At 52.1% G+C, this 22,509-nt stretch carries 27 protein-coding genes; 4 read left to right on the plus strand and 23 right to left on the minus strand.

Annotation, left to right across the window (positions count from 1 at the left end):
• From VMW30_05880 to infC, 12 genes are read right to left on the minus strand one after another with little or no spacing between them, the layout of a single operon-like run.
• Nucleotides 1–315, minus strand: a complete 315-nt coding sequence (locus VMW30_05880) for an argininosuccinate synthase domain-containing protein (GenBank protein ID HUW87884.1) — start codon at nt 313–315, stop codon at nt 1–3.
• The gene (locus VMW30_05885) at nt 315–839 is read right to left on the minus strand and encodes an arginine repressor (protein HUW87885.1); all 525 of its coding nucleotides are present in this window, start codon (nt 837–839) and stop codon (nt 315–317) included. The genes VMW30_05880 and VMW30_05885 overlap by 1 nt, the downstream gene beginning before the upstream one ends.
• Nucleotides 832–2,013, minus strand: coding sequence for an acetylornithine transaminase (locus VMW30_05890; protein HUW87886.1), 1,182 nt, complete (start codon nt 2,011–2,013; stop codon nt 832–834). The genes VMW30_05885 and VMW30_05890 overlap by 8 nt, the downstream gene beginning before the upstream one ends.
• Entirely contained in the window at nt 2,010–2,810 is an 801-nt protein-coding gene (argB, locus tag VMW30_05895) for an acetylglutamate kinase (GenBank protein HUW87887.1), read from the minus strand. The genes VMW30_05890 and argB overlap by 4 nt, the downstream gene beginning before the upstream one ends.
• A complete protein-coding gene (argJ, locus tag VMW30_05900; GenBank protein HUW87888.1) occupies nt 2,807–3,952 on the minus strand; it encodes a bifunctional glutamate N-acetyltransferase/amino-acid acetyltransferase ArgJ in 1,146 nt (381 codons plus the stop codon). Before argJ ends, argB begins: the two co-directional genes overlap by 4 nt.
• Nucleotides 3,949–4,968 (minus strand): N-acetyl-gamma-glutamyl-phosphate reductase, encoded by a 1,020-nt coding sequence (argC, locus tag VMW30_05905; protein HUW87889.1) that lies wholly within the window; start codon nt 4,966–4,968, stop codon nt 3,949–3,951. The genes argJ and argC overlap by 4 nt, the downstream gene beginning before the upstream one ends.
• 56 nt (nt 4,969–5,024) lie before the next feature.
• Nucleotides 5,025–7,502: a phenylalanine--tRNA ligase subunit beta gene (pheT, locus tag VMW30_05910; GenBank protein ID HUW87890.1), complete on the minus strand. Its 2,478-nt coding sequence runs from the start codon at nt 7,500–7,502 to the stop codon at nt 5,025–5,027.
• Nucleotides 7,502–8,530, minus strand: a complete 1,029-nt coding sequence (gene pheS, locus VMW30_05915) for a phenylalanine--tRNA ligase subunit alpha (protein HUW87891.1) — start codon at nt 8,528–8,530, stop codon at nt 7,502–7,504. The genes pheT and pheS overlap by 1 nt, the downstream gene beginning before the upstream one ends.
• A 48-nt stretch (nt 8,531–8,578) precedes the next feature.
• Nucleotides 8,579–9,385 carry an RNA methyltransferase gene (locus VMW30_05920; GenBank protein HUW87892.1) on the minus strand — a complete coding sequence of 269 codons (807 nt, stop codon included), beginning with the start codon at nt 9,383–9,385 and terminating at the stop codon, nt 8,579–8,581.
• Nucleotides 9,386–9,403: 18 nt separating this feature from the next.
• Nucleotides 9,404–9,760, minus strand: a complete 357-nt coding sequence (rplT, locus tag VMW30_05925) for a 50S ribosomal protein L20 (GenBank protein ID HUW87893.1) — start codon at nt 9,758–9,760, stop codon at nt 9,404–9,406.
• A 14-nt stretch (nt 9,761–9,774) separates the two neighbouring features.
• Complete coding sequence (gene rpmI / locus VMW30_05930) at nt 9,775–9,972, minus strand: 50S ribosomal protein L35 (GenBank protein ID HUW87894.1); 198 nt, start codon at nt 9,970–9,972, stop codon at nt 9,775–9,777.
• Nucleotides 9,973–10,012: 40 nt separating this feature from the next.
• The gene (gene infC, locus VMW30_05935) at nt 10,013–10,597 is read right to left on the minus strand and encodes a translation initiation factor IF-3 (protein ID HUW87895.1); all 585 of its coding nucleotides are present in this window, start codon (nt 10,595–10,597) and stop codon (nt 10,013–10,015) included.
• On the opposite strand from infC, the gene VMW30_05940 reads away from it, so the two are divergent.
• Nucleotides 10,553–10,762, plus strand: coding sequence for a hypothetical protein (locus VMW30_05940; GenBank protein ID HUW87896.1), 210 nt, complete (start codon nt 10,553–10,555; stop codon nt 10,760–10,762). The genes infC and VMW30_05940 overlap by 45 nt on opposite strands.
• 40 nt (nt 10,763–10,802) lie before the next feature.
• Here the strand turns inward: VMW30_05940 and fabI are convergent, their stop codons facing one another.
• Nucleotides 10,803–11,570 carry an enoyl-ACP reductase FabI gene (fabI, locus tag VMW30_05945; protein HUW87897.1) on the minus strand — a complete coding sequence of 256 codons (768 nt, stop codon included), beginning with the start codon at nt 11,568–11,570 and terminating at the stop codon, nt 10,803–10,805.
• 1 nt (nt 11,571) lies between these two features.
• Entirely contained in the window at nt 11,572–12,279 is a 708-nt protein-coding gene (gene fabG, locus VMW30_05950) for a 3-oxoacyl-ACP reductase FabG (protein HUW87898.1), read from the minus strand.
• Between the two features lie 68 nt (nt 12,280–12,347).
• Here fabG and VMW30_05955 point away from each other — a divergent pair, with 68 nt between their 5' ends.
• Complete coding sequence (locus VMW30_05955; GenBank protein HUW87899.1) at nt 12,348–12,614, plus strand: DUF3099 domain-containing protein; 267 nt, start codon at nt 12,348–12,350, stop codon at nt 12,612–12,614.
• Nucleotides 12,589–13,314, plus strand: coding sequence for an SURF1 family protein (locus tag VMW30_05960; protein ID HUW87900.1), 726 nt, complete (start codon nt 12,589–12,591; stop codon nt 13,312–13,314). The genes VMW30_05955 and VMW30_05960 overlap by 26 nt, the downstream gene beginning before the upstream one ends.
• On the opposite strand, the gene VMW30_05965 is transcribed toward VMW30_05960, so the two are convergent.
• From VMW30_05965 to VMW30_06005, 9 genes are read right to left on the minus strand one after another with little or no spacing between them, the layout of a single operon-like run.
• Nucleotides 13,291–15,165, minus strand: a complete 1,875-nt coding sequence (locus VMW30_05965) for an ABC transporter ATP-binding protein (protein ID HUW87901.1) — start codon at nt 15,163–15,165, stop codon at nt 13,291–13,293. The two genes, VMW30_05960 and VMW30_05965, sit on opposite strands and share 24 nt — an antisense overlap.
• Before the next feature lie 3 nt (nt 15,166–15,168).
• A complete protein-coding gene (locus VMW30_05970; protein HUW87902.1) occupies nt 15,169–15,480 on the minus strand; it encodes a metal-sulfur cluster assembly factor in 312 nt (103 codons plus the stop codon).
• A gap of 32 nt (nt 15,481–15,512) precedes the next feature.
• Entirely contained in the window at nt 15,513–15,947 is a 435-nt protein-coding gene (locus VMW30_05975) for an SUF system NifU family Fe-S cluster assembly protein (GenBank protein HUW87903.1), read from the minus strand.
• Nucleotides 15,947–17,215, minus strand: coding sequence for a cysteine desulfurase (locus tag VMW30_05980; GenBank protein HUW87904.1), 1,269 nt, complete (start codon nt 17,213–17,215; stop codon nt 15,947–15,949). Before VMW30_05980 ends, VMW30_05975 begins: the two co-directional genes overlap by 1 nt.
• Nucleotides 17,216–17,968 (minus strand): Fe-S cluster assembly ATPase SufC, encoded by a 753-nt coding sequence (gene sufC / locus VMW30_05985; protein HUW87905.1) that lies wholly within the window; start codon nt 17,966–17,968, stop codon nt 17,216–17,218.
• 27 nt (nt 17,969–17,995) lie between these two features.
• On the minus strand, nt 17,996–18,292 hold the full coding sequence (locus VMW30_05990; protein ID HUW87906.1) for a non-heme iron oxygenase ferredoxin subunit: 297 nt from the start codon (nt 18,290–18,292) through the stop codon (nt 17,996–17,998).
• A 3-nt stretch (nt 18,293–18,295) separates the two neighbouring features.
• Nucleotides 18,296–19,387, minus strand: coding sequence for a Fe-S cluster assembly protein SufD (gene sufD / locus VMW30_05995; protein HUW87907.1), 1,092 nt, complete (start codon nt 19,385–19,387; stop codon nt 18,296–18,298).
• A complete protein-coding gene (sufB, locus tag VMW30_06000; GenBank protein ID HUW87908.1) occupies nt 19,387–20,796 on the minus strand; it encodes a Fe-S cluster assembly protein SufB in 1,410 nt (469 codons plus the stop codon). The genes sufD and sufB overlap by 1 nt, the downstream gene beginning before the upstream one ends.
• Entirely contained in the window at nt 20,793–21,491 is a 699-nt protein-coding gene (locus VMW30_06005) for a metalloregulator ArsR/SmtB family transcription factor (protein ID HUW87909.1), read from the minus strand. The genes sufB and VMW30_06005 overlap by 4 nt, the downstream gene beginning before the upstream one ends.
• Nucleotides 21,492–21,618: 127 nt before the next feature.
• On the opposite strand from VMW30_06005, the gene VMW30_06010 reads away from it, so the two are divergent.
• Complete coding sequence (locus VMW30_06010; GenBank protein ID HUW87910.1) at nt 21,619–22,509, plus strand: COX15/CtaA family protein; 891 nt, start codon at nt 21,619–21,621, stop codon at nt 22,507–22,509.

Below are 22,509 nucleotides of genomic sequence, written 5' to 3' on the forward strand. Positions count from 1 at the left end.
CTATGCCTTCATTCTTAAATTTCGCGCGGAAGCGATACGGGAAGGAAGGCCCCAGAGATCGACAAATCCCTTTGCCAAGGATTGATCAAAGGTATCCCCCTCATCGTATGTCGCCATATCGAAATCATACAAAGAGGCTTCGCTACGACGACCAGTAACCCAGCATCGACCCGCATGCATTTTCAATCGAACATCACCAGTGACATATTCATTGGCAACGGCGATCACTTCCGCGCCAGTTTCGCGTTCGATCCAGCCAATTGCGACAGAGCTATCCAACCCGCCTGAATAAGCCAGAACAATCTTCTCTCTCATCAGCGCACTCCTCGGATATTTGTCCCCCTGTGAGAAATCTTCATTGGTTCCGCGATTTTTCGCAATTCTTTAGCTAAGGCTGCTCCACCTGCGCTCTTCTTGGAAACAAGAAGAACAGTGTCATCCCCCGCTATGGTTCCGATGAAGGAATTTAGCAGTCCATGCGCAAGGGCCACATCGAGAGCGCAAGCGAGCAATTGGGCACCTCCCGGAGGCGTTCGTACAACTGCAAGATTGCCGCTGGATTCAACTGAAAGAATCAACTCCCATGGCAGTGAGATGACGCGAGAGCGACTCTGGGCTTCATCAACCTGTAGTTGGTATACAGAATTTCCTTCCCTATCGCGACTGCGGATCGCACCTATATCTACCAGATCGCGACTTGCAGTTGCTTGCGTCACTTCAAAGCCAGACTTCTCAAGCAGACGGACGAGATCGGACTGTGAACGCACCAGACCCGCCTGCACGAACGATATGACCTTAGCTCTGCGCGCAGAAGCGCTGGTTCTCTTAGGTTCAACCATGATTCACCTCTCCTAGAACCTTGGAAAATATGGAAATGAATTTGTTCACTTCGGAAGAAGTGACGATAAGTGCGGGTGCGATTCGAAGCACATTTGGCGTTGGTGCATTAACTAGCACGCCAGCTTTTTGAAGCGCGTGCTTCATAGCCGTCGCAATCTCCCTTTCCAAAACAATCCCAAGAAGCAATCCCATCCCACGGACTTCTTTCACTCCGGGTAGATGCGAGAGTGATGACTTGATAGTGAATTCGTGATCGCGGGTTCGTTTGAGGAGTGCTTTCTTTTCAAGCACATCAATCGCCGCCAACGCACTCGCACATGCGACTGGATTTCCTCCAAATGTCGTTCCGTGATCCCCTGGTTGGAATAAATGAGCACTCCCGCCCAGCGCAATCATCGCCCCAAGCGGAAGTCCGCCGCCGAGTCCTTTGGCCAAAGTAATGACATCAGGTATGACGCCTTCGTGCTCGTAGCCAAACCACTGTCCAGTTCTTCCCATCCCCGTTTGGACTGCATCAACAACCATTAATGTTCCAGTCGTGTTGCAAAGTGCCCGAATCCCCGCCAGATAACCAGGTGGAGGCATGACAACTCCGGCTTCGCCCAAGATCGGTTCAATAATGACCATCGCGGTTCTGCGACTCACTCTCCTTCGCATCGCCGCAAGATCGCCATATGGCACGTGGACAATTCCGGGAAGAAGTGGCTTAAATGGGTCTCGCTTGGATGGTTGACCAGTTAAGGAAAGGGCGCCCATGGTTCGCCCATGGAATGCTCCTTCCGTTGCAACAATTCGTTTTCTTCCAGTCTTGCGCGAAAGTTTAAGGGCTGCCTCATTCGCCTCCGCACCGGAGTTGCAGAAGAAAACCCGGGCAGAAGGATCTCCGACCAACCCTTGCAATTTCTCCGCCAGGGCTAGGACGCCAGGATGGCTGTAAAAATTACTGACATGTCCCAAGGTGGAAATCTGCGCGGTCACGGCTTTCACGATTGCTGGGTGAGCATGTCCTAAAATATTGGTGGCAATTCCACCCAGGAAATCCAAGTAAGTTCTTCCTTCGCTGTCTGTGACCTTTGCGCCCTTACCGCTAACCAGAGTCAACTCGGGTTGTCCATAGTTAGATTGAATTGAGTTATCCCAACGAGCGGAAAAATCCTTCGCAGGAATTGTCATGGCGTCACTACCGTTCCACCTATTCCGCGCAGAGCCAGGGCGAATGCCTGCGGATCCTTACCGTCAATAATTCGCACACTTAATGCGCCAGCCTCGATGGCGTTGAGACAGGCCAGGACCTTAGGAGCCATACCCTCTGCGAATTCACCCTTTATCAATCTCAACTCAGGAGCAGAAATCGTCGTAATCAAAGAGGAGCTATCTGGCCAATTTCGGTAAATTCCCGCCACATCGGTCATAAAAATCAGCGTCGATGCGTGCACCGCACCGGCTATCGCACCGGCAGCAAGGTCTGCATTGACATTCAATCCAACTTTCGAATTCTCATACGTGTCATCGCCTTCTACGGCAACTGATGAGATAACAGGCAGGAAGCCTGATGAAATCAAAGTCTCCAAAATCGAAGTATCGACGCGCACGACCTCACCCACCTGACCCAAATCAACGGGCGATCCATCCACCAATTGGCTCAACTTCTTTGCCACCAGCAGGCCTCCGTCGCGACCAGAAATACCCACTGCATTAATACCTGCATCTCGCAACTGAGCAACCACATTTCTGAGGACGACGCCACTCAAGACTTTCTGAACAATTTCAAAAACTTCCGGGGTCGTAACTCGAAAGCCGCCCAGGTAGGACGGAGTGATATGTGCTTCTTTAAGAGCAGCATCAATCTGTGGCCCTCCGCCATGCACAATGATGCACTCTTCGCCTATGTCGAGGGCACCCTGGACCGCCTTTGCGAATAGGCCTTCCTCATCTGTCATGGCATGACCGCCAAACTTAATCACGATCATGTTGCATACGCCGAATTCTCGTGAACATAATCATGACTCAAATCATTGGTCATCACCGTCGCGCTCTCATGTCCAGACTTGAGATCAATAATAATTTCCACCCTTGGACCAGAAAGATCAACCAGAGTTCGATCTTCTCCAGGTCCACTCGAACGGGAGACGAGAATTCCATTGAGAGTGACATCCAAGTCAAATGCATCGAACTCTGCATCGGCTGTGCCAACGGCAGCCAGGATCCTCCCCCAATTGGGGTCGCCGCCAAAGAGCGCGCACTTAAGTAAATTATTTCGGGCGCACGCACGTCCAACGCTTACCGCATCCTCTTCCGATTGTGCATTTATCACTTTGATGAAAACAACTTTGGTATGACCCTCCGCATCGCCAACGAGTTGAGTAGCCAAGTCTCCACAAACGTCCATCAGCACTTCTTCTAATTCCGCCTCTGAGATCGATACGCCCGAAGCCCCCGAAGAAAGTAGAAGAACAGTGTCATTGGTTGAAGTGCATCCATCTGAGTCAAGGCGATTGTAGGTACGGTCACAAACTCGGGAGAAAATGACCTGCATGGCAAGTGGGTCAACCAGCGCGTCCGTCATTACTACTGAGAGCATCGTGGCCAGCGATGGTGCCAGCATGCCGGCACCCTTTGCTATTCCTGTAGTGCGGACACCAAATTTCTCACTAGTCGCCATTTTCGGTACTGAATCCGTGGTCATGATGGCTCGCGCAGCTAATTCCAAATGATCATTGCTCATGTCGAGAGCAATCGAATCGATACCCGCAAGTACTTTTCCCATCGGCAAAAGTTCACCGATGAGTCCCGTCGAACACACTGCTACTTCAGAGGATGAAATATCAAGTGCCTCTGCAACGTGTTCAGCACTCTTGTGGGTATCAGCAAAGCCCTGCGGACCGGTGCACGCGTTGGCTCCACCCGAGTTGAGCAATACCGCCCTAATCGCACCACCACTTACGATCTGCTTCGTCCAAATAACTGGTGCGGCAACCACCTTATTGGTAGTAAGAACTCCGGCACAGAGAAACTCCGGTCCCTGGTTCTCAATAATGGTCAGGTCCAGCAGACCCGAACTCTTCAGCCCGGCGGCGGTGGCACCCGCCCTAAACCCGCTGGGAAACTTCATACGCCTAGCCCACCTGTTTCAAGTCCAGTCGATTCCGGCAGTCCTGCGATGAGATTTGCGTTCTGAATCGCCTGACCGGCAGCACCCTTTCCTAAGTTATCTATTGCTACCGAAATGACGACCCGATTGGTATGGGCATCTATAGCAACTTGGATTTGTGCTCGGTTGCTACCTGTCACACTCGCCGTCTTGGGCAGCACACCATGTGGCAGAAATGTAATGAACTCCTCTAATCCATACTGGTTAGAGTAAAGAGAACGTAAGTGGTCCTCGTCTATAACTGCACTTAATTTCGCAGTTATCGTGGCGAGAATCCCCCTGGGCATCGGCGCAAGTATGGGTGTGAACGAAATATTCACTGGTTTATTGATGACACGGGTGAGCGACTCTTCGATCTCCGGAGTGTGCTGGTGGACTCCGCCAAATTTGTATGAACTAAGCGAACCCATTACTTCACTGGCCGAGAGGGATGACTTTGAACTCCTACCTGCACCTGTCGTACCAGAGGCAGCAACCACAACCACATCAGAGTAATCAATCACAGAGAGCACTGGCGCTATGCCAAGGGCTATCGCAGTTGCATAGCAACCTGGGTTGGCAATTCGTTTCGACTTCAAAATCTCTGCACGTGCGCCGGGCAACTCCGGCAGTCCATATGTCCAGGTGCCAGCATGATCGCCATCGTAATATCTATTCCAGGATTGCGAACTTTGCAATCTGTAATCAGCGCCTAGATCGACAACGAGTTGATCATCGTTTAATTGATTAACAACTTGGGCGGACTCTCCATGCGGAAGAGCCAGGAAAATCAACTCCGCAGATCTCAATTCGGAGATATCTAACGCAGAAAAAGTTTGACCCTCATAGCCACTCAGGTGGGGATGGAGTGAATTGATGAGCTCTCCGGCATTTGCATGCGCGGTTAGGTGGCTCGGATTAAAGGTCGGATGGATCTGTAGCAGACGAAGTAACTCGCCGCCCGCGTACCCACTTGCGCCCACCACGGCCGTTTTCATGGAAGTAGGGTACAGCACTATTCACTAATTATGCAATTCTCTGCATACTTATACGCTCAGGAGGATCGGAGTACGGCTCCTAGTTGATTCCGCGCGGCATCAACCGCAGCTTCGCGCATCTGCGCGACTTCGGCGCCAGTTAAAGTCCGATCAGGGGCTCGAAAGGTGAGAGTGAAAGCCAGAGAGACCTTGCCTGCACCGATTTGTGAGTATCGGTCAAAGAGTTCGATCGATTCCAACATCTGCCCAGCGCCGCTCACCAGAGCTGCCACCACCGCTGCGCTCGGAATTGATTCATCGACTATCAGGGCAATGTCTTGGACTGCGACCGGCAAGGTACCAAGCATCGGGGCGCGCGTGATGTGTGGAGCAGGAAGGGCAGAAAGGTTTACCACGAAGGCGCAGGTGCGGGCGGGTAAGCCAAATTCGGCGACAACTCGCGGATGCAACTCTCCCGCATGCGCGACTATTTTCCCAGCAACAAGAATTTCCGCGCACCGTCCCGGGTGCCAAGGCGCGAAATCTGATCTACCAATGCTCCATTCGAGGTTGCATGCAGAGAGAACTGATCCGGCAAGTTCTATCGCATCGGTCCAGTCGTACGCGCGGCCCTTGCCCCGCCAATCCTCTTTCTCTGCCAGTCCAACCAAAAGTCCACCCAGGTGCAGTGGCTGGTTTGGGACACCCGCATAGATTGCATCGATCTGCTCTCTCGTGGGCCTCTGTTCGGTCGAAGGGTTTTCGATAGATGCCAACTCAGTAGCATTTTGGAAGATCAATCCGATTTCGAAAATTCCGAAGTTACGATTTCCACGCCCAAGATTGCGCTGCGCTGCTTCAATCAATCCGGGGATCAAATGGGTTCGCAACAGCGGCGCGTCTTCGGACATTGGATTTGAGAGTCGAAATGCCTTCCCGCGCACTCCTGTGAATCCAAGGGATTTCATGACAGATTCGGACGTAAACGGATAAGTCTGAATCTCAACCAGACCGCGATCGGCCATCAACTGAGAGATTGCGCGGCGGCGAAGTTGCATATGAGTGAGCCCCGGACTTACCGAAGGGGGAGGCAGTACGGATGGAATAGTGTCATAACCCACCATCCGAGCCACTTCTTCTACGAGATCGGCAGGGGCTTTAAGATCACTGCGCCAGGATGGCGGATCAATTTTCCAGAGTTTCTCACTCGATTTTTCGATATCGCAACCGACAATTAAGAGCATCTTCTCTACGTCGGCGATCGAAATCTCCGCGCCAGTTAAAGTGGCGACGTAGGCTGGATCAAAATCAACGATGGGACTGTAGCGCGGCTCCCCCGCTTTCTGTGATGCAACGTGGGCCGCACCGCCCAAATCAATGAGCAGTTGTGATGCGCGAGCCGATGCAAATTCGGCCAAGGATGGGTCCACTCCCCGCTCAAAACGTCGCGATGCCTCCGATGAAATCCGATGCTGTCTTGAGTTCTTGGCAATTGAGATCGGATCAAATCGAGCCGCTTCAATGGCTAACGTCGTGGTGGAAAGCGTGACTTCCGAATCCAGACCGCCCATAGTTCCGGCAATCGCGAGAGGGTGGATATCGTCCGCCACAAGTAAATCTTCAGGCGCGAGCACTCTTTCTTGGCCATCCAACGTGGTGAACTGAATTGGAGTACCTGCCCGGCGAATATGCAACGACCCATTGATCCGCTTGCTGTCGAAAGCGTGGAGTGGCTGTCCTAGTTCGAGCATTACATAATTTGTAACATCAACCGCCAAGGAGATAGAGCGCATGCCACACTTCTCAAGTCGCCGGCTCATCCATAATGGTGAAGACGCGCTCGGATCAAAATTATTGAGAGTTCGGATGTAGATCACCGAAGCCCCCGTAGGATCGTCGATCGCTACTTCTACTCCACCGTTTGAGCCTGATTTTGAAATTGGGAATGCGCTCACATTTATCGAAGAAACCGGATCACGATAACCAACACCTAGAGATGCGGCTATTTCACGAGCCATGCCACGCATGGAAAGTGCGTAGCCACGATCGGGATTAACCGCGATATCAAAAACCACGTCGGCAATATCTAAGAGTGTGAGCGCATCATCTCCGATACTGGCCGAACCTGCGGGCAGGACCAATATTCCAGAATGCTCGTCACTTAGTCCCAATTCACGGGAAGAGCAGATCATTCCATTGCTCGTCTTGCCATAAGTCTCGCGTTGCGAAATCGCAAAACCGCCGGGAAGGGTTGCGCCCGGAAGAGCCACGACGACCAAGTCGCCTGCCACAAAATTATCTGCGCCACAAATAACAAAGCGCGTGGCGTCTTCGCCACAATCAAGTTCTACCCAACGGATTGGCTTTTTGAATTCGGTAATTGTCTCCACATTTACAACGCGTCCGACTTTCAACGGACCGGAAATGTCAGCGCCAGTCACATAAATTTGCTCAACTTCAAAACCGACACGGACGAAGGCATCCGAGATTTCTTCGTTGGAAAGAGATTCAGGAACATCGGTAAATTCACGGATCCAAGAAAGTGGTACGCGCATTAAATGCCCACCCCAAACGCTCTGCTGAATCGGATATCGCCTTCGACCAGGTCGTGCATATCCGTAATCCCATGGCGGACCATCAAGGTGCGCTCCAGTCCCATTCCAAATGCGAAGCCCGAGAATTCTTTGGTATCGACACCACATGCGGCAAGTACCCGGGGATTGACCATCCCACAGCCGCCCCATTCAATCCATCGACCATTAAAGAAGATATCGACTTCCGCGCTGGGCTCGGTGAAGGGGAAGAACGATGGACGCAGCCGGGTCAAGGCTTCCTCTCCGAACATCTCTCGGGCGAACAAATCCAAGGTGCCTTTAAGGTGTGCCATGGTAATTCCACGATCTACTACGAGTCCTTCGACTTGATGAAAGACCGGCGTATGGGTTGCATCCAATTCATCGGCCCGAAAGGTTCGGCCCGGACAAATGACGTGAATTGGTGGATCGTTCTCCAACATGGTACGAATTTGAACCGGTGAAGTATGAGTTCGCAGAACTAGCCGCGCATCCAGAGGTTCTACGAAAAAAGTATCCTGCATCGAGCGTGCTGGGTGATCCTCTGGCATATTGAGGGCATCGAAGTTAAGCCATTCTGCTTCAAGTTCGGGCCCTTCAGCCACGCCATACCCTTGCGCAATGAAGTAATCACTGATTTCATTTTTCAATATCGTGATGGGATGCAGCGCGCCCCGGTGGCCTCTAGTTGCGGGAAGGGTTACGTCGACCACTTCCTCCAGCAAGACGCGCGCATCGCGCTGCGCCTCGAGAATTTCCTTCTGCTGTTCAATTGCCGCAGAGACTTGTCCGCGCGCCTCCCCAATGAGTTTGCCCATACGTGCGCGTTCATCGGCGGCAAGCCCACCCAATGATCGGCTAGCCAGTGCAATCGGTGATTTATCTCCTGCATGCGCAATCCGGGCGCTTTTCAGATCATCGAGATTCGTAGTTTCAGCAATCGCGCTAAGCGCAGCGCTGACCCAAAGATTGAGATCGTCTCCCGAAGTCCCCGAAGTCCCCAAACTCATGGCGTTGAGTCTACTGTTCGCTCCTGGTAACTCGTCGGACATTTACTTTTAGGTCTCGTTCGCATTGGATTTTTTTGCAGTACTCACATGAAACATCACGATAGATGCCGCAGCAGCTAAATTAAGACTTTCCGCATTTCCAGCCATAGGAATTGAGATTTCTCTGACGCGAGAATGTCCTACCCAATCTGATAGACCGCGTGCCTCATTTCCGAAAATCCATAACGACGGTCCTTCCGCCTGTACTTCAAGAAGCGAACTCTGGGCATTCGCCTCAAGTGCAAATATTGAATCATTGGGCCAGAGTGGGAGGAGATCGGCAAACTGGACTCGCTCTACAACCGGTAGGTGCCAGAGTGATCCAGCGCTGGCGCGGACAACTTTCGGCGAGAAAAGGTCGACGCTATTTGGTGAGGTGATAACTCCAGAGAATCCCGTGGCATCTGCGCTTCTTAAAATCGTGCCGGCGTTTCCCGGATCTTGGATTTCATTCAAGTAGATGTACTTCGAAGTTGGATCGAACACGAGCTGACCCAAAGATAACTGAGGTAACTCACAGAGCCCAATGACGCCTTGCGGGGTAACCGTCTCCCCCATCGCAGTCATCACATCATCACTCACATCCAAGATGTGGATATGATCAATGGAGATTCCTTCGGTTTCTATTTTTCTTCGCGCGCTGCTTGTGAGGTACAAGGTTTCAATGCGCGGTATGGCACCGGTGACAGATGCTTCGCGCAGAAATTGCATGCCCTCTGCCAGGAAGAGCCCGGATTCTTTCCGCTCCTTTTTACCCCGCGAACCAAGAAGAGCCTTCACTCGCGCGATATGCGGCGAATGAAGGCTCTCAATCATTGGCTGGAGCGATAGAAGTTAAACGAGGCTCTTGCGAGCAACTTCAACTAGGGTCTTGAAAGTCTCTGGTTCGTTGGTTGCGAGTTCTGAGAGAACACGACGATCAACTTCGACTCCGGCAGCCTTCAAACCTTGGATGAAACGGTTGTAGGTCAGACCATTTGCACGGCTTGCCGCATTAATTCGTTGAATCCACAACTGGCGGAAGTCACCTTTCTTGTCTTTGCGATCGTTGAACGCATAGACCATGGAGTGAGTAACTTGCTCTTTTGCCTTTGCATAAAGCCGTGAACGCTGTCCGCGGTATCCGCTGGCGCGCTCCAGAGTGGTACGGCGTTTCTTTGCGGCATGTACGCCACGCTTAACTCTTGCCATTTAACTCGCGCTCCTTACTTCAAGCCAAGCATGCGCTTGGCCGTAAAAGTTACTGTTGTATTGGCCGTGGCATCTTTGCCCAAGCGACGGGTAAGTCGCGAAGACTTGTGCTCAAGAAGGTGGCGTCTGCCAGCTCGCTCGTGCATGATCTTTCCAGATCCAGTGACGCGGAAGGTCTTCTTGGCGCCACTGTGCGTTTTCATCTTTGGCATATTCGCGATCCTCTCGTTCGTGCTCCTGTAAAACTAACTACTACTCGACTTCCTGTGCCTTCGCATCGGCTTTCGCTTTGCGAGCTGCCTTCTGTTCGGCCACTGCTTCGGTCTTTCGCTTTGTCGGCCCCAGCACCATGGTCATATTGCGACCCTCTTGCTTGGGCGCGAATTCCACGAAACCGAATTCGCTAATATCTTGAGCAAGCTTCTGCAAAAGTTTGTAGCCCAACTCCGGTCTGGTCTGTTCGCGACCTCGAAATTGCATAGTGATCTTCACTTTGTCGCCACCGCGAAGGAATTTCTCGATATGAGCCCGCTTGGTCTCATAGTCGTGACTTTCAATCTTGGGACGCATCCGAACCTCTTTGACCACGATATGGGTCTGGTTCTGCCGCGCTTCGCGTGCCTTCTGTGCGATCTCGTACTTATATTTTCCGAAATCCATGATCTTGCACACGGGCGGATTGGCATCTGGGGCGATTTCGACGAGGTCGAGACCGATTTCATCTGCCATTCGCAATGCGGTATCGATATCCACGACGCCTATTTGTTCAGCGGTTGGACCGATGAGACGAACTTGCGGTACGCGAATGCGATCGTTGATGCGGGCTTCAGTGCTGATACTTACTCCTTCTTGGTTGCTCGCTTGTCAGTTGAAATATCCTGCAATGAGAGCGCCCGCGATCGAAGTGTCCGTATACGGACCACGACGTACCATCTCGCCGAAGCGATGAAGGTGGGAGCGGAAACTCCTCTTGCAGTGAACAATCCACTGGTCTGGGCGTAAGGGTACTAGAGAGCGGGCAAAGGAAGAAATCGAGCCCCAATCATCCACCAATGGCGTGAACGCCGCCGTCGACGTGGATGATCTCCCCGGTGGTCTTGGGCATCCAGTCGGAGAGCAGGACGACCGTCGCCTGTGCCGCAGGTACAGGGTCATTGAAATCCCAGGTGAGCGCTGATCGTTGGTTCCAGAGCGCCTCAAACTGCTCAAACCCCGGGATCGACTTCGCGGCGATGGTCCGCAGCGGGCCAGCGGCCACCAGATTGACTCTCACATTATCCGGACCAAGGTCGCGCGCCAGGTAGCGCGTCGTTGATTCGAGGGCAGCCTTGGCTACTCCCATCCAGTCATATTTTGGCCAGGCCACCGTGGCATCAAAGTCCAGCCCTACCACAGATGCGCCACCGGAGAACATTGGTTTGGCGGCCATTGTTAAGGATTTAAGCGAGAAAGCCGACACATGTATGGCCGTCGCCACATCGGGCCAGGCGGTGTGCAGGAAATTTCCACCCAGGGCTGCCTCGGGGGCAAAAGCGATCGAATGCACTACCCCATCGAGGGTGGGAACGTACTGGCCCACTCGATTGGCAAGGGCCGCCAGATCTTCATCATTGGTGACATCGAGCTCGATAACTGGGGCGGGCTTTGGAAGTCGACCAGCGATCCGTTCAGTAATTCGAAAAACGCGTCCGTAAGAACTCAGAACGACATTGGCGCCCTCTTCTTGCGCCAAACGCGCAACATGGAAAGCAATGGAAGCCTCAGTGAGCACTCCTGTAACCAATATATTTTTTCCGTTCAGAATTCCCATCTCAATGCCCCATTCCTAGTCCACCATCAATTGGTATTACCGCACCTGTTATATACGAAGCCTTAGCGGAAGCGATAAATGCAACGACACCTGCAATCTCCTGCGCCGAACAGAATCTGCCCAGAGGTATGGATGCTGCAATTTCGTCGCGACGTTTAGTATCGAGTTCTGCGGTCATATCCGTCTCAACAAAACCCGGTGCAACCACATTTGCGGTGATGCCACGACTACCAAGTTCGCGCGCAAACGAACGCGCCATTCCAACCAGCCCAGATTTGCTGGCCGCGTAGTTCACTTGTCCGGCAGATCCGATACTTCCCACCACCGAGCCAACGAAGATGATGCGACCCCGCTTGAGCTTGAGCATTCCGCGAGTTGCCCGCCGGGCAACTCTGAAAGCGCCTGTGAGGTTGGCATCGATGACGTCAATGAAATCTTCATCGCTCATCCGCATCACCAAGGTGTCCTTGGTGATTCCCGCGTTTGCCACTATCACCTCGGGCACGCCCAACTCTCTTTCAATCCAGGTAAAGGCCTCCTCAACGCTCTGAGTCGAGGTCACGTCCATCTGAACTGACGAAAATCCTGCGGGTGGAGTTCCGGAGCGGTAGGTAATCACGGCTTCAAAACCGGCAGCCTTCAACTCGGAGGCGATAGCAAGGCCGATCCCACGATTCCCACCGGTTATGAGAGCAATCGGAAGAGTCATGGCTAAAACCTACTGGCTACCTAGGCGTAAGTAAGAATTTCCACGCCGCAGGCGCGTAGGGTTATGCCATGGGCGAGGAAATTCACGACATTACCAGCGCTCAAAAAGGGCTCAGTAGCGATCTGCCGAGCCGTCAACGACGATATTTCATTTCCATGATGATCCGCACTGCCTGCTTTATCGCAACCGTCCTTCTCCCCAGCCCCTATCGGTGGTTCGCTTTAGGCGGGGCATTGATCCTGCCCTATGTAGCGGTGGTCATGGCCAACGCCGGTAGGGAGACGATCGCACCTGGATCTGCTGTTATTGATGACTCAACTAAAAGCATCACCTGAAAAGCGTGGGAAAGAGTCCCATGCCTTTCTTTCAACCCTCATCGCCCTTGCTCTCATTGGGCTCTGTCTCTGGGCCAGCCAATGGCAGTATGAGCGGGGAGTTGCGCGCCATCAGCGAAATGCACTGATTGCATCCCAGTCCATCCTGCCTGCGACGACTCTCGACCAAGTCGAAAGAGAGATTACTTCAGCAGAATGGCGCCAGGTCGAAGTGATCGGCGTTTTTGATCCGACTCACCAAATCCTGCTGCGCAATAGATATTCGCAAGGGGCGTATGGGTTTGATTTGTTAACTCTCTTTACCGACACCAGAGATCGATCATTCTGGGTCGACCGCGGTTGGATCGCACCCGGGAAATCTGCAACCGTCACACCAGAACTTCCGCCGACAGTTACTACTCCAGTGACAATAACTGGAAGAATTAGATTGGATCGCTCCCTTCCGCAAGGTTCGTTCTTTGCAGTCTCGCCTGGAAGTGAGAATCTCATTGAGAAATGGAATGCGCGCAGCGGTAGTCGCGTACAGACAGAGACCTTCTATGTAGACCTGCTCTCATCATCCAATCCGGAAATGACGCCTAAGGTGCCCGTCGAACTGCCAGAACTCTCCGATGGCCCACATATGGCTTATGCATTGCAGTGGATTTTCTTTGCAGGCCTAGTCGTGTATGGACGATTACTCTTGCGTCGCGCTCGATAAATCCTGTCTCGCGTATAACTCACTATACAAACCGTTGGATGCCACCAACTCTTCGTGGGTGCCGCGCTCGGCAATCGCACCATTATCTAAGACAAGAATCTGATCGGCTTCCATGACAGTGCTCAACCTGTGTGCAATCACAATGCTGGTCCTTCCTTGCAGCGCGGTACGCAGGGCTTCATGAACCATCGACTCATTCTCAGAATCTAAATGTGCGGTGGCCTCATCCAGGATGACGATGGATGGTGATTTCAAAAGTAACCGCGCAATTGCCAGGCGTTGTTTCTCGCCGCCGGAGAGTCGATGGCCCCGCTCTCCCACCATTGTATCCAGGCCATTGGGCAGACTCTCAATGAGAGACCAGATACGTGCCGCTTCGCATGCGGCTCTCATCTCTTCATGAGTCGCATCAGGTTTCGCATATCGGAGATTTTCGGCAATCGTGTCGTGAAATAAATGGGCATCTTGCATGACGACACCGATGGAAGTGCGCAAACTTTCAAGAGTCAAACTTCGGACATCAACATCGCCAACGAGTACTGCACCTGAAGTCACATCATAAAGTCTTGGGATGAGTGCGCTGATCGTTGTCTTACCCGCCCCGGAGGGACCCACCAATGCAGTCATTGTGCCCGGTGCCGCCACGAAAGAAATTCCCTTGAGAATTTGGCCGCTCGGGACCGTCTCTGGTTTCGATACGGACTCCAACGAAGCAAGAGATATTTCGTGGGCCTGCGGATAGGAGAAATCAACATCTCTGAATTCAACTGAAAGTTTGCCCTCATGGAGTGGCTGAGCATCCACGCGATTTTGCACCATGGGGGCGAGATCAAGAACTTCAAAAACTCGTTCGAAGGAAACGAGTGCGGTCATTACGTCGACACGGACATTCGAGAGTGCCGTCAATGGACCATAGAGCCGTCCGAGAAGTGCAGTGATCGCCAGCAACGTCCCCACAGTGACTCCACCAGAAATAGCGAGGTGACCGCCAATTCCGTAGGCAAAGGCTGTCGCAACCGCAGCGACGCTTGTGAGAGCGACAAAGAAGAGTCGATTAAGGAGGGCAATGGAAATTCCTATATCTGCCACCCGCCGAGCTTTAGTCGAGAAAAACTCATGCTCCCGCTTTGGTTCTCCATAAAGAGCAACCAGCATTGCTCCTGAGACGTTAAAGCGCTCGGTCATGGTGCTGGACATCTCGGCATTGAGTTGGAAGGACTGCCGAGTAAGACCTTGCAATTTTTTTCCCACCCATTTAGTTGGAAGCAGAAAAAGAGGGAGAAGTACCAGAGAGACGGCCGTAATCTGCCAGGAGAGAACAAGCATCGTTACGAGTACGAGTACCAAGCTCACCACATTGCTCACGACCCCTGAGAGCGTTGCAGTAAATGCTTGCTGCGCTCCTATGACATCGGAGTTAATGCGCGAAATAAGTGCGCCGGTTTGCGCACGGGTAAAGAAAGCAATGGACTGACGCTGTACATGCGCAAAGACAAGTGAACGCAGATCATAAATCAAGCCCTCTCCAATACGTGATGAGAACCAACGCCCAACAATGCTCATCAGCGAATCTGCAATCGCAAGGAGTCCCACCAAGATTGCCAGACGAGTGACCAATGCACCGTTACGAGGGATCACTCCCTCATCAATTAGTTGGCGGAGAAGAAGCGGAGTCGCGATCACCAGTACGGCATCTATGACGACGGTTACGAGAAAGAAAATGATCTGCCATTGGTAAGGTTTCGCAAACGAGGCGATCCGACGGATCGTTCCGGGCTTTAATTTCTGGTTCTTAACGGATGGATCTGCCAGCATCGACCGAAAAGACATCCAAGCCGCGTGATTGGACATTAATTAAACGGTAAAGCCCAGAGCGCGTAATTGCTCCCGTCCGTCATCTGTAATTTTGTCTGGTCCCCAGGGCGGCATCCACACCCAGTTGATCCGAACATCCTCGGTCAATGGCGCAAGAGCAGCGCGTGTCTGGTCTTCAATCACGTCTTGTAAGGGACAGGCAGCAGAGGTCAAGGTCATGTTGAGAATCGCAATATTGCTCTCATCGACCATGATGTCGTAGATGAGACCGAGGTCCACCACGTTGATACCCAATTCTGGGTCGACAACATCCTTCATTGCCTCTGTCACATCATCTATCTTTGCGACCATTCTTCTCTCCTCCAGGTGCCTACTTTAGCGATCTATTTACCTTGAATTTGCACTGCTGCGTCCTTGAAAGCCATCCACCCTAAAAGGGCACACTTAATTCGGGCTGGGTACTTGGAGACGCCCGCAAATGCCACTGCGTCTTCCAAAACGCTCTCATCGCCTTTCTCGGTTCCCTTGCTCTGCATAAGTGCTACAAACGAGTCCAAAATCGGAGTTGCATCGATGAGGGTCTTGCCGTTCAAAAGTCCGGCCATCATGGATGCGCTCGCCATGGAAATTGAACATCCCATGCCATCCCACGAAATTTCAGCGCAACCATCTTTCAAGGAGAGATTGAGAGTGAGTTCGTCACCGCAACTGGGATTGACATGATGAACCTGGACGTCAGGATTGGCCGAAAGTCCCTTATGTTCTGGTCTCTTGTAATGATCAAGAATTACCTCTTGATACAAGCTATCGAGTTGCATCAGCGGCTGCCAAAATATTCTTGGGCGTTCGAGACGCCAGCGATCAGTGCATCAATATCCGCCGCATCGTTATAGAGGTACACAGAGGCGCGGGTTGTGGAATTAACACCCAACTTGCGATTCAGGGGCCAGGCACAATGATGCCCCGTCCGCACCGCGATTCCTTGGCTATCAAGAAACTGCCCAACATCATGGGGATGAATATCTTTAACTGCGAAGGAGACAACTCCACCGCGCATATCCAGATCGCGCGGACCGAAGATTTGAACGTCCTGGTTTGACTCGAACCCGCGAAGTAACCGACTCGTTAAAGCAACTTCGTGATCGTGAATTTTCTCCAAGCCGATTGTGGTTAGGTAATTCAACGCCGCTCCAAGACCGACCGCCTGGGCCATATTGGGCACTCCCGCTTCAAACTTACGGGGCGCAGATGCCCAGGTTGAATCCGTCATCGTCACTGACTCGATCATCGATCCACCGAAGAGGAATGGAGGCAATTCATCGAGCAATTCGCTTTTGCCCCAGAGAACGCCGACGCCAGTTGGACCCAAACTCTTATGACCAGAAAACGCGAGAAAATCAATCCCGAGAGCAACAACATCAACTTTCATGTGGGGAACCGATTGACAAGCATCCAAAACAACAACTGCACCTACATCGTGCGCGCGCGCGACAATTGCATCCAGCGGATTGATCGTCCCCAGTACATTTGATTGGTGCGTAACGGCAACCACCTTGGTGTTCGCAGTTATAACGGACTCAATATTTGAAAGATCCAACCGTCCATTCGCGTCCACATTGAACCAGGCGAGTTCGGCACCTGTACGTTTAGCCAATTCTTGCCAAGGGATCAGATTCGCGTGATGTTCCATCTCAGTGACAACAATTCGATCATTGCTCGTAAGGTGAAAGCGATTGCTCTTATCTGCATTACCGAAGGAATATGCGAGAAGATTCAGACTCTCCGTAGCGCTCTTTGTAAAAATAATCTCATCAACATCTGCACCTAGGAATTTGGCGACGATGGAACGGGCACCTTCATAGGCATCGGTTGCCTCTTCGGCCAGCTGATGAGCACCTCGGTGTACCGCTGCGTTATTTCTGCGATAGAAATTTGATTCAGCTTGAATTACCTCTAGCGGTTTTTGACTAGTGGCGCCACTATCTAAATAGATCAGCCGCTTGTCCCCGCGGATCAACCGCTCGAAGATGGGAAAATCTTTGCGGATCAGAACGCCGTTGAGAGTCATAGTTGTAAGAGAGGTCATTTAGCTAACGACGTACTCTGCATATCCGTTCTCTTCCAACTTATCTGCCAGTTCGGGTCCGCCTTCTTCAACGATGTGGCCATTGGCAAAGACGTGAACGAAATCTGGCTTGATGTAGCGCAAAATGCGGGTGTAGTGGGTGATGAGAAGGACTCCCAGGTTGTTGGCTTCCTTCGCCCGATTAACACCTTCGGAGACGATGCGAAGTGCATCTACATCGAGCCCCGAATCAGTCTCATCAAGGATGGCAATCTTTGGCCGCAGCAATTCCAACTGCATGATTTCGTGACGCTTCTTCTCGCCACCGGAGAATCCCTCATTCACGTTCCGCTCAGAGAAGGCGGGATCCATATTGAGGGCGTTCATGGCGGCCTTCACCTCACCGACCCAGGTACGCAACTTGGGAGCTTCTCCTCGAAGAGCGGTAGCTGCCGTACGGAGGAAGTTTGAAACGGAAACTCCTGGAACTTCAACCGGATACTGCATCGCTAAAAAGAGACCGGCCTTGGCGCGTTCATCAACCTTCATAGCCAGCACATTCGCACCATCAAGAGTGACGGTGCCACCAGTGACTGTGTATTTGGGATGACCGGCAATGGAATATGCAAGGGTGGACTTGCCCGACCCGTTCGGTCCCATGATGGCGTGAGTTTCACCCGATCGAATTGTCAGATCGACGCCCTTCAAAATTTCAATAGCGCCCTTTTCCGTGATTACCGAAACTTCCAGTCCGCGGATCTCCAGTGTGCTCATTTTCTCCTCTTTCGGTTTGCGTATTCGTTAAATTTCAATGGTGACGGAGTCGTCGACGATCTGCACTTCGTAAGTCTTCACGCTTTCAACTGCGGGAAGAGTCAGCGCCTTGCCCGTGCGGAGATCAAATTCAGCGCCATGCAACCAGCACTCAATCTTCGTCCCAGAGACATCACCTTCTGAAAGAGATGCATCTGAATGTGTGCAGGTATCGTCGATAGCAAAAACTTCTCTGCCAATTCTTGTCACACAGATAGATTGGCCGTTTTTCTCCAATCGAACCGGTTTTCCCTCTCCTAAATTGGAGAGCAATAAATCAGACATTTGCTAGTGGCCTGCCTTTGCTAGTTCGCCATCAATCCGGGTCATTAACCGTTCTTCGATCATTTCGTCATGGATCTGAGAGATCACATCCGAGAAGAATCCACGCACGACAAGGCGACGAGCCTCATCCATCGGTATGCCTCTGCTCATTAAGTAAAAGAGCTGCTCGTCATCAAAGCGACCGGTGGTGCTGGCATGACCCGCTCCGACAATCTCACCTGTCTCGATTTCCAGATTGGGAACCGAGTCGGCCCGGGCTCCATCACTCAGCAGCAAGTTGCGATTGAGTTCGTATGTGTCCGTGCCTTCTGCAGCGGCTCCGATAAAGACATCACCAATCCAGACGGTATGCGCCTTGTCGCCCGCAAGCGCCCCTTTGAAGTTAACGCGCGATTTCGCCTTAGGGACTCCATGCTCAATATGAATGCGATGCTCTAAGTGTTGTCCCGCAGTAGCAAAATAAACTCCTGAGAGATTGGCAGAAGCTCCCGGTGCCGCGAATTCAACAGTTGGGAGTATCCGAACTAACGAACCACCAACAGTGACCGTAATCGATTTGAAAGTGGCATCTCGGTCGATAATCGCATGATGTCGAGCTGCGTGTACTGATTCTTCGCCCCACTCTTGCAAAGTGATGAAGGTCAGATTCGAACCTGGTGCGAGCAAGATTTCAACATCTTCAGCCAGGATTGCTGACACGCTATTTTCAACGATGATGGTCGCTTGCGAATGAGCGCCGATAGAAATCTGAACTCGCGAGAGTTCGGCTCCATCCAATCCGCTGAATGAGCGATTCAAATGAATTACTTCGCTAACTTCTGTATTCGGCGCGATATCTACAACGAAGACATCTTCACTTTCAGCATGAACTCGCGCAACGATCACGTCATCTGAGTGAGATGCAGGAGCGATCAATTCGCGCGAAATTCTGGAGACTCTTACTCCTGCTGGGGCAACCCCCGAGAGCGCCAGGGACTTCCGGTTATTCACCGTGCAGGTGCCATCATGCATTCCCGCTAAACGTTTCAGCGGAGTAAATCTCCACGCCTCTTCGCGTCCAGTTGGAGTTAAATAATTTGTAGTCAGGACAGACATTAGCCGACAGCACCTTCCATCTGGAGTTCGATCAGACGATTGAGTTCGAGGGCGTACTCCATTGGAAGTTCGCGAGCGATTGGCTCGATGAAGCCGCGCACGATCATTGCCATTGCTTCATCTTCTGCCAGGCCGCGCGACATTAGATAAAAGAGTTGATCATCGCTGATCTTTGAAACAGTCGCTTCATGACCCATGGAGACATCGTCTTCGCGAATATCCACGTACGGGTAAGTATCTGAACGAGAAATTGTGTCGACGAGCAGAGCATCACATTTCACCGTGCTCTTTGAATGATGCGCGCCCTCTTGAATCTGCACGAGCCCACGGTAAGAAGTTCGTCCCCCACCACGAGCTACAGATTTTGAAATGATCGTTGAGGACGTATACGGAGCAGCATGAACCATCTTCGCGCCGGCATCTTGGTGCTGGCCTTCGCCGGCAAAGGCAATCGACAGCGTCTCTCCCTTTGAGTGAGGCCCCAAAAGAAATACCGCTGGGTACTTCATCGTCACCTTGGAGCCGATATTTCCATCGATCCATTCCATGGTCGCACCTTCTGCACACGTGGCGCGCTTGGTCACCAAGTTGTAGACGTTGTTAGACCAGTTTTGAATCGTTGTGTAACGGACGCGGGCGCCCTTCTTGACAATGATTTCGACGACTGCAGAGTGAAGTGAGTCAGAGGAGTAGATCGGAGCAGTGCAACCTTCAACATAGTGAATGTAGGAATCCTCATCAGCAATGATGAGCGTCCTTTCAAACTGGCCCATGTTCTCCGTGTTGATTCTGAAATACGCCTGTAACGGAATATCCACGTGGACACCCTTGGGCACATAGATAAACGAGCCACCCGACCAAACCGAAGTATTGAGCGCAGCAAACTTATTATCTCCAACCGGGATAACGGTGCCGAAATACTCTCTAAAGAGATCCGGGTGTTTTTTCAGTGCCGTGTCCGTGTCGAGAAAGAGGACACCCTGCTTTTCAAGATCTTCTCGGATTGAGTGATACACAACTTCTGACTCGTATTGTGCTGCAACTCCTGAGACCAACCGCTGCTTCTCTGCTTCAGGAATACCTAGACGATCGTAAGTATTTTTGATCTCATCGGGCAAATCATCCCACGTAGTTGCTTGCTTCTCCGTTGAGCGTACGAAGTATTTGATCGTGTCAAAGAAAATTCCTGAAAGGTCTGATCCCCAGGTTGGCATGGGCTTTTTCTCAAAGAGAGTCAGTCCCTTGAGTCGCATCTCGAGCATCCACTCTGGTTCGGATTTCTTACTTGAAATATCGCGCACGACTTCTTCGTTAATGCCTCTGCGCGAGTTTGTACCCGCATCATCCTTATCCGACCAGCCGTACTCATATCTTCCCAAGCCTTCTAGCTCTGGATGCGCGATGCTCATCGGTTTCCTCCTATAGATGCATGTTGCGGATGTGAAATCTCTGGAATGTAAGTAGTGCAGACACCATCACCGTGGGCGATGGTGGCGAGGCGTTGGACGTGCGTCCCAAGTAAGCGTGAAAATGCTTGCGTCTCGGCCTCACACAGTTGTGGAAACTCTGCTGCCACATGCGCAATTGGACAGTGATGTTGGCAAAGTTCTTCCCCCTGTGCACGTGGTAAAACATTTGCGGCGTAACCTTCTGCAGTGAGAAAATTTGCGAGCGCATCAATTCGTTGGCGCGAGTTTTTTGCTTTCTTAATTACTGGAATCAGAGCGCGTTCGATATCTGCCGCGCGCGACTGAGCGAAGTCCATGAGAGACTCCTCCCCCACCCGCAAAGCCAGAAACTTGAGAGCAGAGACAGCCAGATCGTCATACGAGTGTTCAAACTTCTCCCGGCCCCCATCCGTCATAACGAAAACCTTCGATGGACGCCCTCGCCCTCGGCGCACGAGAACGTGTGGTTCGCGCGCCTCTAAAAGTCCCTCGGAAACCAGTGCATCTAGGTGGCGACGGATACCAGCGGGAGTAAAACCCAGCCGTTTGGCTAAAATAACCGCACTGGTCGGCCCATTTTCCAGGATAGAGCGCGCAACCAGATCCCGGGTGCGCGCATCTTCCGGAGCACCCTCCTCGAAACCGGTCTTTTTCACAACATAAGTGTGTCGTAATTCTTGCTTTTCTGCCAGTTCAAGCCCGATTGAGCGCTAGTGGCGGGCGCCACACCGCACACCCAAGGCGGTGCTCAATTCCGCCGCGCCAACGTCCTAGGCTACCCGCATGAGAAGTCGCTTTGTCCGCGTGAGAAGTCGCTTAGAAGCCCTTCTCTCCCGCCGGCTCTCCCGACTCTTAGGGCTCCTCCTAGTCCTCCAATCTGGATTGATCGTGACGGGTGGCGCAGTTCGGATCACCGGCTCAGGCCTTGGCTGTCCAACCTGGCCAAAGTGCACCGATCTTTCATACACGCCGGTTCCTCACCAACCGCAGGGCCAACTCCACGTCTGGATCGAATTCGGGAACCGGCTTCTCACCTTCGCTCTCCTTCTCGTGGCGCTCATATCGATGATCGCAGTCATCCTTCTCAAGCGTCACGACATTAAAGCGCTAGCGATTGGTCAAGTGGTGGGAATTTTGGCTCAAATTCCCCTCGGGGGAATCACGGTCTTAACGCATCTCAATCCAATCGCAGTGGCTTCGCACTTCATGCTCTCCATTATTTTGATCGCCGCATGTACCTCCTTGTACGAAAGGCGGAAATCGACGCCTTCTGGGCTTCCGCGGGCAACCAAGAAGTTCCCAATTCTCGCACCAGCCCACCTAATACTTTCTGCGTTGGTCGTGATCGTCGGAACCATTGTGACGGGAAGCGGACCGAATGCGGGAGATTATTCTGCTCCGCGTTTTCATATTCGCCTGGAAACAATCGCACGAATTCACGGTGATCTCGCGATCGCGCTCCTGCTCGTCACAATCATCTTCTATTTTGCGACGGGCAGTTCGCCCTTTCTCCGCAGAAGAATTGCAATATTTGGAATAATCAGTCTCCTGCAAGGAGCCATAGGGTTTCTTCAGTACTACCAGGGTCTGCCCGAGTTATTGGTCGGCGCTCACTTGCTTGGTGTGACATTGGTTTGGATCAGTGCATGGCGAATTCGACTAGCAGCAAAGTGA

The sequence above is a fragment of the Candidatus Paceibacterota bacterium genome, assembly GCA_035530615.1.
Classification (GTDB): Bacteria; Actinomycetota; Actinomycetes; order Nanopelagicales; family Nanopelagicaceae; genus QYPT01.

What these genes read in the sequence shown, in the direction of transcription:
- sufD (HUW87907.1), bottom strand. Translation starts at nt 19,387, where the DNA reads ATGTCTGTCCTGACTACAAATTATTTAACTCCAACTGGACGCGAAGAG.
- sufB (HUW87908.1), bottom strand. Translation starts at nt 20,796, where the DNA reads ATGAGCATCGCGCATCCAGAGCTAGAAGGCTTGGGAAGATATGAGTAC.
- rpmI (HUW87894.1), bottom strand. Translation starts at nt 9,972, where the DNA reads ATGCCAAAGATGAAAACGCACAGTGGCGCCAAGAAGACCTTCCGCGTC.
- VMW30_05990 (HUW87906.1), bottom strand. Translation starts at nt 18,292, where the DNA reads ATGTCTGATTTATTGCTCTCCAATTTAGGAGAGGGAAAACCGGTTCGA.
- sufC (HUW87905.1), bottom strand. Translation starts at nt 17,968, where the DNA reads ATGAGCACACTGGAGATCCGCGGACTGGAAGTTTCGGTAATCACGGAA.
- VMW30_05885 (HUW87885.1), bottom strand. Translation starts at nt 839, where the DNA reads ATGGTTGAACCTAAGAGAACCAGCGCTTCTGCGCGCAGAGCTAAGGTC.
- VMW30_05920 (HUW87892.1), bottom strand. Translation starts at nt 9,385, where the DNA reads ATGATTGAGAGCCTTCATTCGCCGCATATCGCGCGAGTGAAGGCTCTT.
- fabG (HUW87898.1), bottom strand. Translation starts at nt 12,279, where the DNA reads ATGACTCTTCCGATTGCTCTCATAACCGGTGGGAATCGTGGGATCGGC.
- pheT (HUW87890.1), bottom strand. Translation starts at nt 7,502, where the DNA reads ATGCGCGTACCACTTTCTTGGATCCGTGAATTTACCGATGTTCCTGAA.
- VMW30_05955 (HUW87899.1), top strand. Translation starts at nt 12,348, where the DNA reads ATGGGCGAGGAAATTCACGACATTACCAGCGCTCAAAAAGGGCTCAGT.
- VMW30_06010 (HUW87910.1), top strand. Translation starts at nt 21,619, where the DNA reads ATGAGAAGTCGCTTTGTCCGCGTGAGAAGTCGCTTAGAAGCCCTTCTC.
- VMW30_05880 (HUW87884.1), bottom strand. Translation starts at nt 315, where the DNA reads ATGAGAGAGAAGATTGTTCTGGCTTATTCAGGCGGGTTGGATAGCTCT.
- VMW30_05890 (HUW87886.1), bottom strand. Translation starts at nt 2,013, where the DNA reads ATGACAATTCCTGCGAAGGATTTTTCCGCTCGTTGGGATAACTCAATT.
- VMW30_05965 (HUW87901.1), bottom strand. Translation starts at nt 15,165, where the DNA reads ATGTCCAATCACGCGGCTTGGATGTCTTTTCGGTCGATGCTGGCAGAT.
- VMW30_05980 (HUW87904.1), bottom strand. Translation starts at nt 17,215, where the DNA reads ATGACCTCTCTTACAACTATGACTCTCAACGGCGTTCTGATCCGCAAA.
- VMW30_05975 (HUW87903.1), bottom strand. Translation starts at nt 15,947, where the DNA reads ATGCAACTCGATAGCTTGTATCAAGAGGTAATTCTTGATCATTACAAG.
- fabI (HUW87897.1), bottom strand. Translation starts at nt 11,570, where the DNA reads ATGGGAATTCTGAACGGAAAAAATATATTGGTTACAGGAGTGCTCACT.
- argJ (HUW87888.1), bottom strand. Translation starts at nt 3,952, where the DNA reads ATGAAGTTTCCCAGCGGGTTTAGGGCGGGTGCCACCGCCGCCGGGCTG.
- VMW30_05960 (HUW87900.1), top strand. Translation starts at nt 12,589, where the DNA reads ATGACTCAACTAAAAGCATCACCTGAAAAGCGTGGGAAAGAGTCCCAT.
- VMW30_05970 (HUW87902.1), bottom strand. Translation starts at nt 15,480, where the DNA reads ATGGTCGCAAAGATAGATGATGTGACAGAGGCAATGAAGGATGTTGTC.
- rplT (HUW87893.1), bottom strand. Translation starts at nt 9,760, where the DNA reads ATGGCAAGAGTTAAGCGTGGCGTACATGCCGCAAAGAAACGCCGTACC.
- argB (HUW87887.1), bottom strand. Translation starts at nt 2,810, where the DNA reads ATGATCGTGATTAAGTTTGGCGGTCATGCCATGACAGATGAGGAAGGC.
- argC (HUW87889.1), bottom strand. Translation starts at nt 4,968, where the DNA reads ATGAAAACGGCCGTGGTGGGCGCAAGTGGGTACGCGGGCGGCGAGTTA.
- pheS (HUW87891.1), bottom strand. Translation starts at nt 8,530, where the DNA reads ATGAGTTTGGGGACTTCGGGGACTTCGGGAGACGATCTCAATCTTTGG.